A 16735-nucleotide genomic window follows, 5' to 3' on the forward strand; every position below is an offset into this window, starting at 1 on the left:
GCGGAGCTTTTGTGTCAGGACTTTAGTTCTTTGTCAGGACTTCAGACAGTGCAGCGGGTCAGCGCTTGGAGAGCGCACCGGCCACGAGGAACGCCATTTCGAGCGACTGCATGTGGTTCAGGCGCGGATCGCAGACCGATTCGTAGCGGTCCAGGAAGGCTTCCTGGTCGATCGGGTCGGCCCCGCCAAGGCATTCGGCGACGTCGTCGCCCGTCATCTCCACGTGCAGGCCGCCGGGAACGGTGCCGAGCGCGTGGTGGACCTCGAAGAATCCGCGGACTTCGTCGATGACGTCGTCGAAATTGCGGGTCTTGTAGCCGTTGGGCGAGGTGACCGTGTTGCCGTGCATGGGGTCGGTGACCCACAGGACCTGTGCGCCGGACGCGGTGACGCGCTCGACGATCGGCGGCAGTTTCTCGCGGATGTTGCCGGCGCCCATGCGGGTGATGAAGGTGAGCCGGCCGGGCTCCCGCTCCGGGTCCAGCTTGTCGATCAGGCGCAGGGCATCGTCGCCGGTGGTCGACGGGCCGAGCTTCACGCCGATGGGGTTGCGGACGCGGGAGAGGAAGTCGACGTGCGCGTGGTCCAATTCGCGGGTGCGCTCCCCGATCCACAGGAAGTGCGCCGAGGTGTCGTAGGGCAGCCCGGTACGCGAATCGATGCGGGTCAGGGCGCGCTCGTAGTCCAGCAGGAGGGCCTCGTGGCTCGCGTAGAACTCCACGCGCTTGAGTGCCTCGAAGTCGGCGCCGCAGGAGGCCATGAACTTGATGGCACGGTCGATGTCCCGGGCCAGCGACTCGTAACGGGCGTGCGCCGGATTTTCGGTGAAGCCCTTGTTCCACTGGTGCACCAGGCGCAGGTCCGCGAAGCCGCCTTGCGTGAACGCACGGATCAGATTCAGGGTGGAGGCGGAGGTGTGGTAGGCCTTGAGCATCCGGCTGGCATCATGCGCGCGGGACTCAGGGGTGAAGTCGTAGCCGTTGACGATGTCGCCACGGTAGGCCGGCAGGGTGACGCCGTCGCGTGTTTCGTCGTTGGAGGAGCGGGGCTTGGCGAACTGGCCCGCCATGCGGCCCATCTTGATGACCGGCATGGCCGCACCGTACGTGAGGACAACGGCCATCTGGAGGATGGTCCGGACGCGGGCACTGATCTTGTCCGCCGTCGCCGCTTCGAAGGTCTCGGCGCAGTCGCCGCCCTGGAGCAGGAACGCCTTGCCCTGCGCGGCGGCAGCGAGGCGTTCGCGAAGGATGTCCACTTCGCCCGCGAACACGAGGGGCGGGAGGACGGAAAGTTCCTTGACGGACGCTTCGAAGACAGCCGGGTCCGACCACGTGGGCTGCTGCGAGGCCGGGAGTTCCCGCCAGTTGTCCAGTCCGGGATAGTTGGCGGCTCCGCTCTGGGCGGTGCTGGTCAGCGGGGAAACTGGTTTCTCAGATAGCTCGGTCACTATCTAAGGATAGTTGTCCCGTGGCTGTTCGGCGGTCCCGCCTGTCATTGACAGCCCGGTTTCCGTCATATGGCAACCGGAGGGGATTCAGGAACCCCCGGGAACCTCCGGACCGTCCTCGCCTGCCACCGTCGGCTCGACGTCGTCAGGGGATGATTCCTGCACTGAATCTGAGGCTGCCGCCTGGCCCTTGCCTGGCGCTGGGTCCGGGACCACGTCGTGCGCTTTGCCCGCCATACGGAGTTTCACGACGGCGGCGTACTCGTCCACGTATTCCTGGCCGGACAGCCGCATGAGTTCATACATGATCTCGTCGGTCACCGAGCGCTGGATCAGCCGGTCATCTTCCATCCCGTAGTAGCGGCTGAAGTCGAGCGGTTCGCCGAAGATCATGCCGATACGGCGGATGTTGGGCACGCGCTTGCCGATCGGCTGGACTTTGTCTGTTCCGATCATCGCCACCGGAATTACCGGGACCCGGGCTTGCAGCGCGAGGCGGGCAACGCCCACTTTGCCGCGGTACAACCGCGCGTCGGGGCTCCGCGTCCCCTCGGGATAGATGCCCAGGAGCGAGCCGTTCTTGAGCACGTCCATGCCGGCATCCAGGGACTGCGCGGATGCGACGCCCCCGGACCGGTCCATAGGGAGCTGGTTGGTGAGCCGGAAGAAGGCCGCGGTGAGCCTGCCCTTGATCCCGGTGCCGGTGAAGTATTCGGATTTCGCGAGGAACACTACCGGCCGCGGCACCATGACCGGCATGAAGATGGAGTCGGAGAACGAGAGGTGGTTCGAGGCCAGGATCGCGGCGCCCTCGGCCGGGACGTTGTCGAGGCCCTTGACCCAGGGCCGGAACAGCAGCTTCAACACCGGTCCCAGGACAAACGTCTTCATGAACCAATAAAACACTCGGTAACCTCTCCGGAAGGCGTCTGGCGGGCCTCCCGAATCCGGTTCGGCCAGGACTTCAATGGACACCTTACTCTAGTGAGTTTTGTCGCCAAGGGTGACACGATGGGCTCATGAGCGAAAGCAGCACGTCCACGGCGCCAGCCGCTTTCAGCTACCCCGGCCACGGCCCCAACGCCCGGATCGGCGTGGCTATCTGCCATGGGTTCACCGGAAGCCCCCTCAGCGTCTTGCCTTGGGCCCGGCACCTCGCTGCCCAGGGGTTCGCGGTCTCGGTCCCGCTGCTGCCCGGCCACGGCACCCACTGGCGGGACCTCGCCCGGAAGGGCTGGCAGGACTGGTACACGAGCTTCGAAACCGCCTACCTCGACCTGGCCGCCCGAACCAGTGACTGCTACGTCGCCGGGCTGTCCATGGGCGGCACCATCGCCCTGCGCACGGCGGCCCGCCACAGCGTCGCCGGTGTGGCGGCGGTCAACCCCGGCCTGAGCTTCTACGACCGCAGGGTCAGGATTGTCGGACTGCTCAAGTACTTCCAGCGGACCACGACGCCGATCCAGGAGGAGAATCCCACGGCATCCACCACCGACGACGGCGACTACTCCCTGACGCCGCTGGCGGCGGTCCACCAACTCCGCCGGCTTTTCTCCGCGACGTTCCGGGACCTGCCGTCCGTCCAGGCACCGACCTTGGTCTTCAAGTCCGACACCGACGCCGTCGTCCCGCCCTCGTCCTTGGAACTGCTGCGCAGGCGCCTGGGGTCCCGGGACCTCAGGGTCGTCCGCCTCCCGCACAGCGGGCATGTTGCGACCCTGGACGCCGATGCGCCGCTAATCTTTGAAGAATCAGTCCGATTCTTTCTTCTGCACGCCCGTTCCACCACGCCGCCCACCGCCCCCTCGGAGACCCCATGAGCATCCTCCCGGACCACTCGCCGTTCAGCAGCCCGTTCACTGGAGCCGGCCCCCGGACCGGCGTCGTGGTGTCCCACGGCTTCACCGGCAGCCCGCACAGCGTGCGGGAGTGGGCGCTGTCCTTGGCAGGTGCCGGATTCGCAGTCCGGATGCCGCTGCTGCCGGGGCACGGAACGAGCTGGCAGGAGCTGGCCCGGACCCGCTGGCAGGACTGGCACGCGGCACTGGACGCCGCCTACCTTGAGCTGGCGGAGGAATGCGACGTCGTGGTCGTGGCGGGACTGTCCATGGGTGGCGCGCTGGCGCTGCGGATTGCCGCCACACGCCCCGTGGCAGGAGTTGTAGCAGTCAATCCCGGCCTGGTCATCGATGACCCGCGAGCCCCGCTGGCCGGCGTCTTGAAATACGTCCTCAAGAGCACCCCCGCAATCGCCAACGACATCCTCAAACCGGACACCGATGAAGGCGCGTACCCGCGGACGCCGGTGGCCGCCGCGCACGAGCTCAACAAGATGTTCAAGGACACCGTGCGACTGCTGCCGCGCATCACCGCTCCCGTCCGGGTCTACCGTTCCACGGTGGACCATGTGGTGTCCGAATCCAGCATGGCAGCCCTGCGCCATGGACTGACCAACGCCCAGCTTGAGGTTATCCGGCTGGAAAACAGCTACCACGTGGCCACCATGGACAACGACGCGCCCGAGATCTTCCGTGGCACGGCCGAGTTCGTCCGGTCCGTGACACCCCCGGCCGGTCCGGACGCCGCCCGCGCCAGCCGGAAGGACACGGCCAATGACTAAACCGGATCCCAGCGGGCCGGACCCGGAGACCCCGGACCCCGAGACCCCGGCACCGGACCCTGCAGACACCGGTTCCTCGGGTTCAAGTGGTGCAGTGGGCGAACGTGACCCCGCGGGCGCCCATTCCGCCGGTCCCCTGCCGCCGCACGGGTCCGATGCCCATGTGTCCCAGCCCCCAGAGTCGCCGGACTCCCCCGCCGCAGGCGCACTGTCCGCCGACGACGACGCCGTGTGGCTGGACCTCGTCGCCCGGCTTGAAGGGGTCGGGGAAGGCGCGCCCGAGAGCCTCGGAGGCGACACACATGACGGCGGCGGACCGTCCTCCGGCGGAACGGACGGCACCGGCGGCAGCCCCGGCACCGGGGCCAGGACATTCCGTGATTTTGACCCGCTGGGCCTCGCCGGCACCGCGCCGATCGAGCTCTCCGCCGCGGAACGGCTCGCGCCTGCCCCCGGCCAGCCGACGGGCGGCATCGAGGTGCCGGAGGCCGCGTCCGGCCCCCGCGACTATGAGCCCGAGGACGACGACGGCGCGTTTGTCCCCGAGGAGCCGCCCAGCCTGGCCGGGTCTGATCCGATGACGGTCCTGGCGTGGCTTGGCGCCGTGGGCGGCCCGATTGCGCTCGTGCTCTCGGCGATGTTCTGGCGTTCGGCCCCGATGCTGGCGATCCTTGGCATGGTGGTCGCATTCGCGGCCTCGGTGGTGTTCCTGATCATGAAGCTGCCGGGCGAAAAGGACGAACACGACGACGGGGCGCGCGTCTAGCCTGCGCGGTCAGTTATCGCCGGTGCCTTCACTGCCGAGGCTTTCACTGCCGGCGCCTTCACTGCGTTAGGTGTGCATCCGGCTGCTGACCCTGGAGAGGTCCGCGGCGCCGATGAGGCCGGCGTTGGGTCCGAGGGCCGCGAGGTCGATCTCCGCGGCGGGTCGGAAACCGCGGCCCGTGAGGTTCCGTGCGAAGGCCTTCCGGGCTGGGCCGACGAGGAGCTCACCGGCGTCGCACAGTCCGCCGCCGATCACGAATTTTCCGGGATCCAGGGCCGCGGCAAGGTTTGCCAGGCCCAGGCCCAGCCACTCCCCGACGTCCTCGATGAGTTCGCGCGACGTCGGATCGCCGGCCTTGGCCAGCTCCGTGACGATCGCGCCCGTGATGCGTGAGACGTCCCCGTCCACGGCCTTGAGCAACTCCTGGGCAACCGGTGAATTCGCGGCGGCCAGCTCCCGTGCCTCGCGGCCCAGCGCATTGCCTGAGGCGTATTGCTCCCAGCAGCCCCGGTTGCCGCACTCGCAGCGGTGGCCGCCCGGCATGATGATCTGGTGGCCGAACTCCCCCGCCACACCGAACCGGCCGCGTTCGAGCCGCCCGTCCATCACCATGGCACCGCCGATCCCGGTGCCCAGGGTGATGCAGACCAGCCGGTTCTGCCCCTGACCGGCGCCGAAGCGCCATTCCGCCCAGGCGGCGGCGTCGGCGTCGTTGGTCAGCAGGACGGGACGCCGCAGCAGCCGCTGCAGGTTGTCTCGCAGTGGTTCGTTGCGCCAGGCCAGGTGCGGACTGAAGAGAACCGTCGCGCCGTCGAGGTCCATCCAGCCGGCGGCGCCGATTCCGACCGACCAGATCCGGTGCCCGGCGCCGAGTTCTTCGACAAGTTCGACAATGACCTGTTCCACCGCGCGCGGGTCGTTGCCCGGGGTGGAGCGTTTCGCCTGGCTGAGGATCCGGCCCTCGGCATCGACGACGCCGGCAGCAACCTTGGTGCCTCCGATGTCGACGCCGATTGCCAGGCCCTTGCGGCCCAGCCGCAGCTGCGAACGGAAGTCGTGGGTGGCCGCAGTGGCCGCCGCTCCGGCCAGGGCCTTGCTGCGCCAGGAGGCGGTCCGGCGGCGCAGGCCGGGCTGCCGGCCGGGTGTTGGTGTCTGCATGATTCCCCATTCTATTCGCCGGCGCCGGCGCAGCCTCGGAGGCCGGGCGCCCCACCCCGGCTCCGGTCTCCCCGACGCTCCTGACTGGCGGAATGACGGGCCTGACCGTAAAGTTACTCGCCAGTAGGTGTCGCAGAACACACCTTCGCGGGACCGCATACTAGGCTTAGGCCTACCCGTTGCGGGCCTATGGATACCAAAGGAGCTGTCGTGCGAGAAATCATTGTCCCGCCCCTGGTGAACGTCGATCCGGACACCAACGTCACCGAACTCGTGGTACGCCAGGCGGCCAAGGCCTCGAACCCTGCGCTGTTCTCGCGGCTCGACGCAGCGGGCCAGTGGCAGGATGTCCGCGCCACGGATTTCCTGGCCGACGTCTCAGCCCTCGCCAAGGGCCTCATGGCCAGCGGCGTGGCTGCCGGCGACCGGGTGGGCATCATGTCCCGCACCCGCTACGAATGGGCCCTGATCGACTTCGCCATCTGGTTCGCCGGCGCCGTCTCCGTCCCGATCTACGAGACCTCTTCCCCCTCACAGGTGGCCTGGAACCTCGGCGACTCCGGTGCCGTGGCCGCTTTCGGCGAATCCGCGCACCACGAAGACATCATCCGGCAGGCGGCCACCTCCGAAGGCCTTGCCGCCCTGCAGCACGTCTGGCAGCTCGAGGGCGACGGCCTGGACGAAGTCCGTGCCGCCGGTACCGGGATCAGCGACGCCGAGCTCGAGGAGCGGCGCCGCCAGGCGTCCCTGAACGACGTCGCCACGATCATCTACACCTCCGGCACCACGGGCCGGCCCAAAGGCTGCGAGCTGACCCACGGCAACTTCGTGGAACTGTCCGAGAACGCCCTGGCCACGTCGCTGGGCACGATCGTCCACGAGCAGGCCAGGACCATCATGTTCCTGCCACTGGCCCACGTCTTCGCCCGCTTCATCTCCGTGCTCGCGGTTGCCGCGGGCGTCACGGTGGCGCACACACCGGACATCAAGAACCTGCTGCCGGACCTGCAGAGCTACAAGCCGACCTTCATCCTCGCCGTCCCGCGCGTCTTCGAAAAGGTCTACAACTCAGCCCTGACCAAGGCCGAGGACGGCGGCAAGGGCGCCATCTTCCACCGCGCCGCGGACACCGCGATCGAATACTCCCGGGCCCGGCAGGCCGGCAAGGTGGGCCTTGCCCTGAAGCTCAAGCACTCCTTGTTCGACAAGCTCGTGTATGCCAAGCTCCGGAACGCCATGGGCGGCCAGGTCTCGCATGCGGTGTCCGGCGGCGGCCCGCTCGGCGAACGCCTGGGCCACTTCTTCCAGGGCATCGGCCTGCAGATCCTGGAAGGCTACGGGCTGACCGAAACCACCGCGCCGGTCACCGTGAACACCCCGGACCTGATCAAGATCGGCACCGTGGGTGCTCCTATTCCGGGGAACGCCGTCAGGATCGCGGACGACGGCGAGATCCTCGCCAAGGGCGTGTGCGTCATGCGCGGCTACTACAAGCGCGATGACCTGTCCGCCGACGCTTTCCACGACGGCTGGTTCCGCACCGGGGACATCGGCCAGTTGGATGAGCAGGGATTCCTGACCATCACGGGGCGCAAGAAGGAAATCATCGTCACGGCCGGCGGCAAGAACGTGGTCCCGGCCCTGCTGGAGGACCAGATCCGGGCAGACGCCCTGGTCTCCCAGGTGCTTGTGGTGGGCGACAACCGCCCGTTCATCGGCGCCTTGGTCACGCTCGATGAGGAAGCCCTCCCCGGCTGGCTGGGGCGCCACGGACTCCCGGCGTCGACCTCGCTCGCTGACGCGGCCGAGAACCCGGCCGTCAAGGCCGCGGTCCAGGAACTCATCAACCACGCCAACCAGTCGGTGTCCCAGGCCGAGGCGATCAAGTCCTTCCGGATCGTGCCGGCCGACTTCACCGAAGCCTCCGGCCATCTGACCCCCTCCATGAAGGTCAAGCGGGCTCAGGTGCTCAAGGACTTCGAGACCGTGATCGAGGAAATGTACAACGCCAAGCGCCCCACCCTCGCCTAGGCAGCTCCCGCGCCACAAAAACGAAGGGTCCTTCCAGCTCCTGCCGGAAGGACCCTTCGTTGTTACCGCTATTCGACGACGAGCAGCAGGTCCCCGCCCTGGACCTGCTCCACCGCGCCGACGGCGAGGCGCGAGACGGTGCCGCCCACCGGCGTCGTGATGGAGGCTTCCATCTTCATGGCCTCGATGGTGGCAACGGTGTCGCCGGCTTTGACAGTGTCGCCGGCCTTGACGGTCAGCGTGACGGCGCCGGCGAACGGCGCAGCCACCTGGCCAGGCTGCGTGGTGTCGGCGCGTTCGGCGGCCTTGACGTTGCTCACCACGGAACGGTCGCGGACCACGACGGGCCGGGACTGGCCGTTGAGCGTGCACATGACGGTGCGCATGCCCTTTTCGTCGGGCTCGGAGACGGCCTCAAGGGAGGCGATCAGCCGGACGCCCTTCTCGAGCTCGATTTCGTGTTCCGCACCGCGCTGCAGCCCGAAGAGGTAGTCGCGGGTATCCAGCACCGAAAGGTTGCCGTAGGACTCAACACTCTTCAGGTAGTCCTTGGTGGGACCGGCGAAGAGCAGGCGGTTGAGCGTGCGCTGTCGGGTCTTGGAGTCGCCCTGCAGCGCAGCGCTATCCTCGGCGCTGAGCTCGACGTCGCGGACCTTCACGGTGCGGCCCTGCAGGGCCTTCGTGCGGAAGGGCTCCGGCCAGCCGCCGGGCGGGTCGCCGAGTTCGCCGGAGAGGAAGCCGATCACGGAATCCGGGACATCGTACTTCTGCGGGTTCTCGTTGAAGTCCGCGGGATCGGCGTTGAGGCCCACGAGGTGTAGGGCGAGGTCGCCCACCACCTTGGAGGACGGCGTCACCTTGACCAGGCGGCCCAGGATGCGGTCCGCCGCGGTGTACATGTCCTCGATCGCCTCGAAACGCTCGCCAAGGCCCAGTGCCATCGCCTGCTGGCGCAGGTTGGACAACTGCCCGCCGGGGATCTCGTGCTGGTAGACCCGGCCGGTGGGGCCAGGCAGGCCGGATTCGAACGGTGCGTAGACCCGGCGGACGGCTTCCCAGTACGGCTCCAGGGCGCACACGTTCGCCAGGCTCAGGCCGGTGTCGCGCGGCGTGTGGGCCAGTGCGGCGACGAGGGCGGAGGCCGAGGGCTGGCTGGTGGTGCCGGCAAGCGAGGCCGATGCCACGTCCACGGCGTCGACGCCGGCGTCCACGGCCGCGAGCAGCGTGGCCAGCTGGCCGCCTGCGGTGTCGTGGGTGTGCAGGTGGACCGGGAGGTCGAACCGTTCCCGCAAGGCCGTCACAAGGCGCGCCGCGGCGGCAGGGCGAAGAAGCCCGGCCATGTCCTTGATCGCGAGGATGTGTGCCCCGGCGTCGACGATTTTCTGCGCCAGCTCCAGGTAGTAGTCCAGGGTGTAGAGGGTCTCCTCCGGGTCCAGCATGTCCGCGGTGTAGCAGAGGGCGACCTCGGCGACGGCGGTGCCGGTCTCGCGGACAGCGCGGATTGCCGGGGCCATCTGGTTGACGTCGTTGAGGGCGTCGAAGATCCGGAAGATGTCGATGCCCGTGGCGGCGGCCTCGTTGACGAACGCCACCGTGACCTCCTCCGGGTAGGGCGTGTAGCCCACGGTGTTGCGACCGCGGAGCAGCATCTGCAGGCAGAGGTTCGGCAGTGCCTTGCGCAGGGCGGCGAGCCGGTCCCACGGGTCTTCGCCGAGGAAGCGCAGGGCGACGTCGTAGGTCGCACCGCCCCAGGCCTCGACCGACAACAGCTCCGGGAGCAGTTTGGACACGGCCGGTCCGGCCGCGACGAGGTCGCGGGTGCGCACCCGGGTGGCGAGCAGGGACTGGTGCGCGTCGCGGAAGGTGGTGTCCGTGACGGCAACGGCGTCCTGGGCGCGCAGGGACCTGGCGAAGCCTTCCGGGCCCAGCTCCAGGAGCCGCTGGCGAGACCCCGGCCGGGCTGCGGCGTCACTGAGGGCCGGAAGCTTGTCGGCCGGATTCGTGTGGACCGTCAGTTCGCCGTTGGGCTTGTTGACCGTGACGTCCGCGAGCCAGGTCAGCAGCTTGGTGCCGCGGTCTGCGGAGACCCGCGCCTTCAGCAGCTGGGGCCTTTCGTCGATGAACGAGGTGGCCACATCCCCGGCGACGAAGTCGGGATCGTCCAGGACGGCCTGCAGGAAGGAGATGTTGGTGGACACGCCGCGGATGCGGAATTCGGCAAGGGCGCGGCGGGCGCGGGCGACGGCGGCAGGGTAGTCGCGGCCACGGCAGGTCAGCTTGACCAGCATGGAGTCGAAGTGCGGGCTGATCTCGGCGCCCGAGTAGACGGTGCCGCCGTCGAGCCGGACACCGGCACCGCCGGCAGAACGGTAGCCGGTGATCTTGCCGACGTCGGGCCGGAAACCGTTGGCCGGGTCCTCGGTGGTGATGCGGCACTGCAGCGCCGCGCCCTTGAGCTGGACGGTGTCCTGTGAGAGGCCCAGGTCCGCGAGGGTCTCGCCGGCGGCGATGCGCAGTTGTGCCTGAACGAGGTCGACGTCGGTGACCTCCTCCGTGACCGTGTGCTCGACCTGGATGCGCGGGTTCATTTCGATGAACACGTGCTGGCCGGCGCGCTCCCCGACGGTGTCGACGAGGAATTCGACCGTGCCGGCGTTGACGTAGTTCAGTGCCTTCGCGAACTTCACGGCGTCGCGGTACAGCGCCTGCCGGATCCCTTCGTCGAGGTTCGGGGCCGGCGCGATCTCAACCACCTTCTGGTGGCGGCGCTGGATGGAACAGTCGCGCTCGAAGAGGTGCATGATGTTGCCCTCGGCATCGGCCAGGATCTGGACCTCGATGTGGCGGGGGCGCAGGACGGCCTGCTCGAGAAACATGGTGGGGTCGCCGAACGCGGCATCGGCTTCGCGCATGGCGGCCTGCAGGGCCTCCGGGAGAGCGTCGCGGGTGTCGACGCGGCGCATGCCGCGCCCGCCACCGCCGGCGACGGCCTTGGCGAAGATCGGGAAGCCGATTTCATCCGCGGCGGCGATCAGTTCGTCCAGGTCTTTCGAGGGCTGGCTCGACTTGAGCACGGGGACACCGGCCTTGCGGGCGGCCTCGAGGGCGGCCACCTTGTTGCCTGCAAGTTCCAGGACTTCCGCCGGCGGCCCGACGAACGTGATGCCGGCCTCCTTGGCGGCCCGGGCCAGGCGCGGGTTCTCGGAGAGGAAGCCGTAGCCGGGGTAAATGGCGTCCGCACCGGACTCCTTGGCTACGCGCACCACCTCGTCAACGTCAAGGTACGCCCGGACCGGGTGCCCCTCCTCGCCGATCAGATACGCCTCGTCGGCCTTCTGGCGGTGAATCGAGTTACGGTCCTCGTTGGGAAACACGGCGACAGTCTTGGCACCCAGCTCGTAGCCCGCGCGGAAAGCGCGAATCGCGATTTCCCCGCGGTTGGCCACCAGAATCTTAGAAAACATACTTCTCCTGCTTCATCGCGGGCGTATCGGTAAGTGCTCACAGTGTCTAAGACCCGTGCGGGCAAACACAAATCATTGTGGCCACCGTCACAGCATTATCCGTCACGGACGCGGCGTTGGGCAGGGCCTACGGCTTTTCGCTTGCCTCCGGCCCGGCCGGTTTGCGGGGTTCTGCGTCCTCGTCGCCGGATGAAACGGGTTTCGTCGGAGCATCAACATATGATGAGTGGGTGCGTGGCGCATGCACGCCCCGGCTCCGGAGAACGCGGGAGCCGGCACCACCCCGTCTCGGCAACCGGCGTTAGGTATTGGTTTTTCAAGTGCAAGTAGTGAGCATCAGCAGCCTCAAAGGCGGTGTCGGCAAGACATCCGTGACCACCGGACTGGCGTCGGCGGCATTGGCCGCAGGCATCCCGACCCTCGTCGTCGACCTTGACCCGCACGCTGACGCCAGCACGGCCTTGGGCGTCAGCCCGGATGATCAGCTCGATATCGGCAGGATGCTGCGCTCTCCGCGGCGCGCGCGCCTGGCGGACAACGTGGTTCCCAGCGGCTGGGTGGAACATGCCAGAATCAACGGCAGTTCCACCGGCGCCCTGCAGGCCGGCGCTGCACGGTCCGCCTCCTCACCCTCCGTTCTGGATGTCGCCGTGGGCTCGGCCTACACCGGTATATACGACCGGCCCGACCTCGGCCGCCGCGACCTCCGCAGGCTCTCCGCTGTTCTGGCCGGCGCCGAGAACTATGAGCTCATCCTGGTGGACTGCCCGCCGTCGCTGAACGGCCTCACCCGGATGGCGTGGTCAGCGAGCGACAAGGTGACCCTGGTGGCCGAACCCGGGCTCTTTTCTGTGGCCGGCACGGAGCGCACCATGCGCGCCATCCAACTGTTCCGGCAGGAATTCGCTCCCAAGCTGTCCCCCGCCGGCATCGTGGCCAACCGGGTGCGCAGCGGCTCGGCCGAGCACGCCTTCCGGCTATCGGAGATGGAGTCCATGTTCGGCGAGCTGCTGCTGACTCCGCACATCCCGGAGCAGGCCAACTGGCAGCAGATCCAGGGCGCCGCCCACTCGATCCACCACTGGCCCGGGGACTCGGCCAAGAACGCGGCGGGACTGTTCGATACCCTGTTGCAGAACCTCCTGCACCCCAATGGCCTGGCCACCGCGGGCTCCGTCCGCGACCGCAGCCAGCGCTGAACACGGCGACGACGCTCCCGAACAAAGAACCACAGCAGACAGAACTGAGGCCGCCTCCCACAAGGGAAGGCGGCCTCAGACTGTTCTGTAAGAGTTCGCTAGCCGATCTTACGCGCCGCGCGGCGCTTGCTCAGTTCGTCGTCGGGAAAGGATTGGTCCGCGGCGTGTTCGCTGGGAAGGGCAGCGAGGCTGCCTTCAACCTCGCGCCAAACACGGCCGACGGCGATGCCGAACACCCCCTGGCCGCCCTGGACAAGATCAATCACTTCGTCGGCCGAGGTGCACTCGTAGACACTTGCGCCGTCGCTCATGAGCGTGATTTGTGCAAGGTCCTCGACACCGCGTTCACGGAGGTGCTCGACGGCGGTGCGGATCTGTTGCAGTGAGACGCCGGTGTCCAGAAGCCGCTTGACGACCTTGAGGACCAGAATGTCGCGGAAGCCGTAGAGTCGCTGCGAACCGGAGCCGGCCGCGCCGCGGACGGCGGGCTCAACAAGTCCCGTGCGTGCCCAGTAGTCGAGCTGGCGGTAGGTGATGCCGGCCGCCTTGCAGGCGGTGGGGCCGCGGTAGCCCGCGTCTTCGTCCAGAACGGGAAGATCCTCGGTGAACAGCAGGCCTTGGGCACCGCTGGCGGGCACAGCAACGCCAGCCGTCGCGGCCTGTTTGAGCTCGCCTGCTTCGCCTTTCGGACTCACGTGGACCCTCCTTGTCGTGAGTTCCCCTGAGTAAGTTGCATCGGCAGCAATGTATGTGAATAGCTGCATGACACAGGATGATGATTCCATCCGTGTAATTCAGCCGGGGCTGCACTTTCCAGTGTGACTTGCGCGGCTACCGTATGCAATGGGAACTTGTACCTCCGACGTTAGGCCTGCCAGGGCCCAAGGTCAAAGACGTTAGGGGTATTCCGCGGGCGTGTCGAAAGTTTCATTCTCGGCTTTAACCTTTAGCGTCTTTCCATCGGCCCCAGACGTCTCAAAAACCCCATCCGTCACAGGCGTGTCAGCAGTCTCAGCCGCCTCACTGGCCCCTGCTGCGGCGGGCGTTCAGCCGCCGAAGTCTTCGGGTTCGACGTCGTCGAGGAATTCGCGGAAGCGCCGCAGTTCCCCTTCCTCATCCACGGCGGGACCGGGATGCGTGTCCTCGCCCTCGTCGTGTTCGGTGATCCGGACGCCGGCCTCGTCCATGACGGCGTCGGCGCACCAGATCCGGCACTTGGCGCGCAGGGCCAGGGCCAACGCATCCGAAGCGCGGGAGCTCACGGTGGTTCCGTTCTCGAACTGCAGCTGCCCGTAGAAGATGTTGTCTTCCACCGCCACGATGTTGACGCTGACGATGGTGTGTCCCAAGGCTTCGACGACGTCCACCAGGAGGTCGTGGGTCATCGGCCGGGGCGGGACAACCCCCTGCTGGGCCAGGGCGATGGCACTGGCTTCCGGGGTCCCGATCCAGATCGGCACGTGGCGCTCACCATGGATTTCCTTGAGCAGGACAAGCGGCTGGTTGGACGGCAGCTCAATCCGCACGCCGACAATCTCCACCTCAATCATCAGATGTCCATCCTTGAGATGCGGTCGTGGACCAGCGCCTGGTGCAGTGACAGGCAGAGGTCGCTGATTTCCCGGGCTGCCTCGGCGGCCCGGGCGTGGGAGGCTGCGTCTTTGCGCGAGGTCAGGGTGGCCACTGCGCGTTCCACCAGCCCGAATTCACGGTCGGCGGCCGCCTGGAAGGGGCGGAGGTGCCGGGGCTCCAGGCCGTGGCTTTCCAGCTGGACGCAGGCCCGCGCCACTTGCAGGGCGTGCTCGTCGAACTTGCCGTTGACGTGCCCGATCAGCCCGTAGCTCAGGAGCGATTCCAGGAGCGGGACGCTCGCCCCGGATTCGGCCCGGAGCTGTTCCTCGCTGAGCCTGCGGGCACGGCTCTGGAGCTCGCTGGCGAGTTCTTCGGAGACGATCCGCGGGGAGAGCGTGACGCCGGCCGGCAGGTTCTCCGGCCGTTCGCCGCGGTCGATCGCGTCCAGGTAGTCCTTGATGACCTTCAGCGGCAGGTACTGGTCGCGCTGAAGCGACAGGACGAAACGCAGCCGTTCGACGTCGTTCTCGGAGTACTGCCGGTAGCCGGCAGGCGTCCGCTGCGGGTTGATGAGCCCCTTTTCCTCAAGGAACCGGATTTTTGACGCCGTCATGCTGGGGAAGTCGTCGCTCAGCTGAGCCAGGACTTCCCCGATGTTCAGAACCTGGGGTCCGCGCCGATCCGCATGTGCCGTGGCCACAGGCAGCTACCCCGGAATCAGACGTTGCCTGCTGCGCGGGCAGGGCTCAGATAGAAGGTGAGGCGGAACTTTCCGATCTGGACCTCGTTGCCGGACTTCAGTTCCACGGCGTCGACGCGGTCGTGGTTCACGTAGGTGCCGTTGAGGCTACCGGTGTCCACTACCTCAAAGCTGCGCGCCGTGCGGCGGAACTCAACGTGCCTGCGGGACACGGTGACGTCGTCGAGGAAGATGTCGGCGTCCGGGTGGCGGCCCGCCGTCGTGACGTCGGAGTCCAGCAGGAAGCGCGCTCCGGCGTTGGGGCCGCTGTGGGCCACGAGCAGGGCCGATCCGAAGGGCAGGGCTTCGACCGCGGCCCGCTCCTCTGCGGAGAGCTTCGGGGTGAAGGTGGGTTCGTCGCGCACTGGAGTGAGGTTGATCGACGTGGTCTCCGAAGCTTTCACTCCACCCGTGCCGTAACCGTCACCGGTGTCGTTCCGTTCGTGCCCAAACATTGAGTCCTCCTCATTCGTTGCAGGTGTCCCCCCTGCAAACAACGCATGCCGTCCGGGAAAGCCTCGCAGTCCCGGTAATCAGCCTTTCGGCGGGGCGGGGCTGTGTCTTGTCATCCCAACAACACTCCCCCGCGACCCGGCCCGAACGACCTATGTCTTTAGCCTACCTGCTGTTCATACTCGGATGCACTGAGCAGCGACTCAATCGCGTCGGCCTCCGCGAGCTTGATTTCGATCAGCCAGCCCTCTCCGTAGGGATCGGAGTTGATGAGGGCGGAATCGGTGTCCAGGGACTCGTTCCGGGCCACGACCTCACCCGTCACCGGGGCGTAGATGTCACTGACGCTCTTGGTGGATTCGACCTCGCCGACGACGTCGTTGGCCTTGATGGTTGTCCCGACTTCGGGCATCTGGGCGTACACGACATCCCCGAGGGCGTCCTGGGCAAAATCGGTGATGCCCACGCGCACAACCCCGTCGGCGTTGGGGGCCGAAACCCATTCGTGTTCTGCGGTGTAGGACAGTTCTTCGGGAATGATGCTCATGACGGGCCTTTCGTCGGGTCAATCACCTGTGGCGGCGGCAGCAGTTTGTTCTATCCGCCGCTGAAAGTATAGGCCGATCCGGAAGTGTCCGGGCAACAGAAAACCCCGCCGTTACCAGTCATGTCCGGGAACGGCGGGGCAACTGTTTGTACGCGCTTCTAGGGGAGGAAGTACCCCGCGAGGTCGGCGATGAGCTGGGCGGATCCGGAGGACCGGTTGAACAGTGACACTTTGCCGTCCGGGCCGAGCGCCACCGAGACCAGGTTCGGTACCGTCTGTCCGGCGGAGAAGTTCAGGTTGGACGCGTTGGGCAGCCCGGAGCCGTTCGGGTAGGCGGTGATGAAGCCGAAGGACGTGGGCGAGGTGACGGTGAGGTTGAACACTGCTGCCAGGGCACCGGTGGTGACGCCGTTGGCGCCTGCGACCTGGACGGATACCGCTGTATTGGCTGCGACGGGTGCGGTGTTCCGGGTGTCCAGGATCCGGGTGGGGCCGGCCGCTTTGAAGGCGCCGGTCGCGGTCGGTGTGCCGGGCAGGTAGTAGCCGGCGACGTCGGCGATCAGCTGGGACGTGCCCGAGGAACTGTTGAACAGCGTCACCTTGCCGTCGGACCCGACCGGGACCGTGACCAGGTTCGGGACCGTCTGACCGGCGGAAAAGTTCAGGTTGGACGCATTGGGCCGGGCCGCACCGGACGCGTACGCGGTCACGAAGCCCAGGGACTTCGCCTGGGTCA

Annotated in this window: 15 protein-coding genes; 5 read left to right on the top strand and 10 right to left on the bottom strand. The window is 67.3% G+C overall.

Annotated features, from left to right (window positions below):
* Window positions 1-58: 58 nt before the first annotated feature.
* Window positions 59-1453, bottom strand: coding sequence for a class II 3-deoxy-7-phosphoheptulonate synthase (locus tag ABD243_RS03720; protein ID WP_344362334.1), 1395 nt, complete (start codon window positions 1451-1453; stop codon window positions 59-61).
* A gap of 84 nt (window positions 1454-1537) precedes the next feature.
* Window positions 1538-2356, bottom strand: coding sequence for a lysophospholipid acyltransferase family protein (locus tag ABD243_RS03725; RefSeq protein WP_344362226.1), 819 nt, complete (start codon window positions 2354-2356; stop codon window positions 1538-1540).
* A gap of 113 nt (window positions 2357-2469) precedes the next feature.
* Here ABD243_RS03725 and ABD243_RS03730 point away from each other — a divergent pair, with 113 nt between their 5' ends.
* Genes ABD243_RS03730 through ABD243_RS03740 form a run of 3 tightly spaced genes read left to right on the top strand, consistent with a single transcriptional unit; the run spans window position 2470 to window position 4836 of the window.
* Window positions 2470-3270, top strand: a complete 801-nt coding sequence (locus ABD243_RS03730; protein WP_344362228.1) for an alpha/beta hydrolase — start codon at window positions 2470-2472, stop codon at window positions 3268-3270.
* The gene (locus tag ABD243_RS03735; protein WP_344362230.1) at window positions 3267-4070 is read left to right on the top strand and encodes an alpha/beta hydrolase; all 804 of its coding nucleotides are present in this window, start codon (window positions 3267-3269) and stop codon (window positions 4068-4070) included. Before ABD243_RS03730 ends, ABD243_RS03735 begins: the two co-directional genes overlap by 4 nt.
* Entirely contained in the window at window positions 4063-4836 is a 774-nt protein-coding gene (locus tag ABD243_RS03740) for a hypothetical protein (RefSeq protein WP_344362232.1), read from the top strand. The genes ABD243_RS03735 and ABD243_RS03740 overlap by 8 nt, the downstream gene beginning before the upstream one ends.
* Window positions 4837-4902: 66 nt before the next feature.
* On the opposite strand, the gene ABD243_RS03745 is transcribed toward ABD243_RS03740, so the two are convergent.
* On the bottom strand, window positions 4903-5994 hold the full coding sequence (locus tag ABD243_RS03745) for an ROK family glucokinase (protein WP_344362235.1): 1092 nt from the start codon (window positions 5992-5994) through the stop codon (window positions 4903-4905).
* Window positions 5995-6204: 210 nt separating this feature from the next.
* Here ABD243_RS03745 and ABD243_RS03750 point away from each other — a divergent pair, with 210 nt between their 5' ends.
* On the top strand, window positions 6205-8025 hold the full coding sequence (locus ABD243_RS03750; protein WP_344362238.1) for an AMP-dependent synthetase/ligase: 1821 nt from the start codon (window positions 6205-6207) through the stop codon (window positions 8023-8025).
* Between the two features lie 68 nt (window positions 8026-8093).
* On the opposite strand, the gene ABD243_RS03755 is transcribed toward ABD243_RS03750, so the two are convergent.
* Window positions 8094-11489 (bottom strand): pyruvate carboxylase, encoded by a 3396-nt coding sequence (locus ABD243_RS03755; protein WP_344362240.1) that lies wholly within the window; start codon window positions 11487-11489, stop codon window positions 8094-8096.
* A 320-nt stretch (window positions 11490-11809) separates the two neighbouring features.
* Here ABD243_RS03755 and ABD243_RS03760 point away from each other — a divergent pair, with 320 nt between their 5' ends.
* Window positions 11810-12688, top strand: a complete 879-nt coding sequence (locus tag ABD243_RS03760; RefSeq protein ID WP_344362242.1) for a ParA family protein — start codon at window positions 11810-11812, stop codon at window positions 12686-12688.
* A 98-nt stretch (window positions 12689-12786) separates the two neighbouring features.
* Here the strand turns inward: ABD243_RS03760 and ABD243_RS03765 are convergent, their stop codons facing one another.
* The 6 genes from ABD243_RS03765 to ABD243_RS03790 all read right to left on the bottom strand — a co-directional run.
* Window positions 12787-13383 (bottom strand): MerR family transcriptional regulator, encoded by a 597-nt coding sequence (locus ABD243_RS03765; protein ID WP_018772320.1) that lies wholly within the window; start codon window positions 13381-13383, stop codon window positions 12787-12789.
* Window positions 13384-13734: 351 nt separating this feature from the next.
* Window positions 13735-14238, bottom strand: coding sequence for a bifunctional nuclease family protein (locus ABD243_RS03770; protein ID WP_091255089.1), 504 nt, complete (start codon window positions 14236-14238; stop codon window positions 13735-13737).
* Window positions 14238-14960: a transcriptional regulator FtsR gene (gene ftsR / locus ABD243_RS03775; protein ID WP_026266235.1), complete on the bottom strand. Its 723-nt coding sequence runs from the start codon at window positions 14958-14960 to the stop codon at window positions 14238-14240. The genes ABD243_RS03770 and ftsR overlap by 1 nt, the downstream gene beginning before the upstream one ends.
* Window positions 14961-14977: 17 nt before the next feature.
* A complete protein-coding gene (locus ABD243_RS03780) occupies window positions 14978-15454 on the bottom strand; it encodes an FHA domain-containing protein (protein ID WP_091255088.1) in 477 nt (158 codons plus the stop codon).
* Window positions 15455-15612: 158 nt separating this feature from the next.
* A complete protein-coding gene (gcvH, locus tag ABD243_RS03785; RefSeq protein ID WP_344362250.1) occupies window positions 15613-15999 on the bottom strand; it encodes a glycine cleavage system protein GcvH in 387 nt (128 codons plus the stop codon).
* A 158-nt stretch (window positions 16000-16157) separates the two neighbouring features.
* Window positions 16158-16735: hypothetical protein (locus ABD243_RS03790; RefSeq protein WP_344362253.1), on the bottom strand; the 578-nt coding region annotated here is incomplete at its 5' end.

This window comes from Arthrobacter humicola, from assembly GCF_039531445.1.
GTDB lineage: Bacteria > Actinomycetota > Actinomycetes > Actinomycetales > Micrococcaceae > Arthrobacter > Arthrobacter humicola.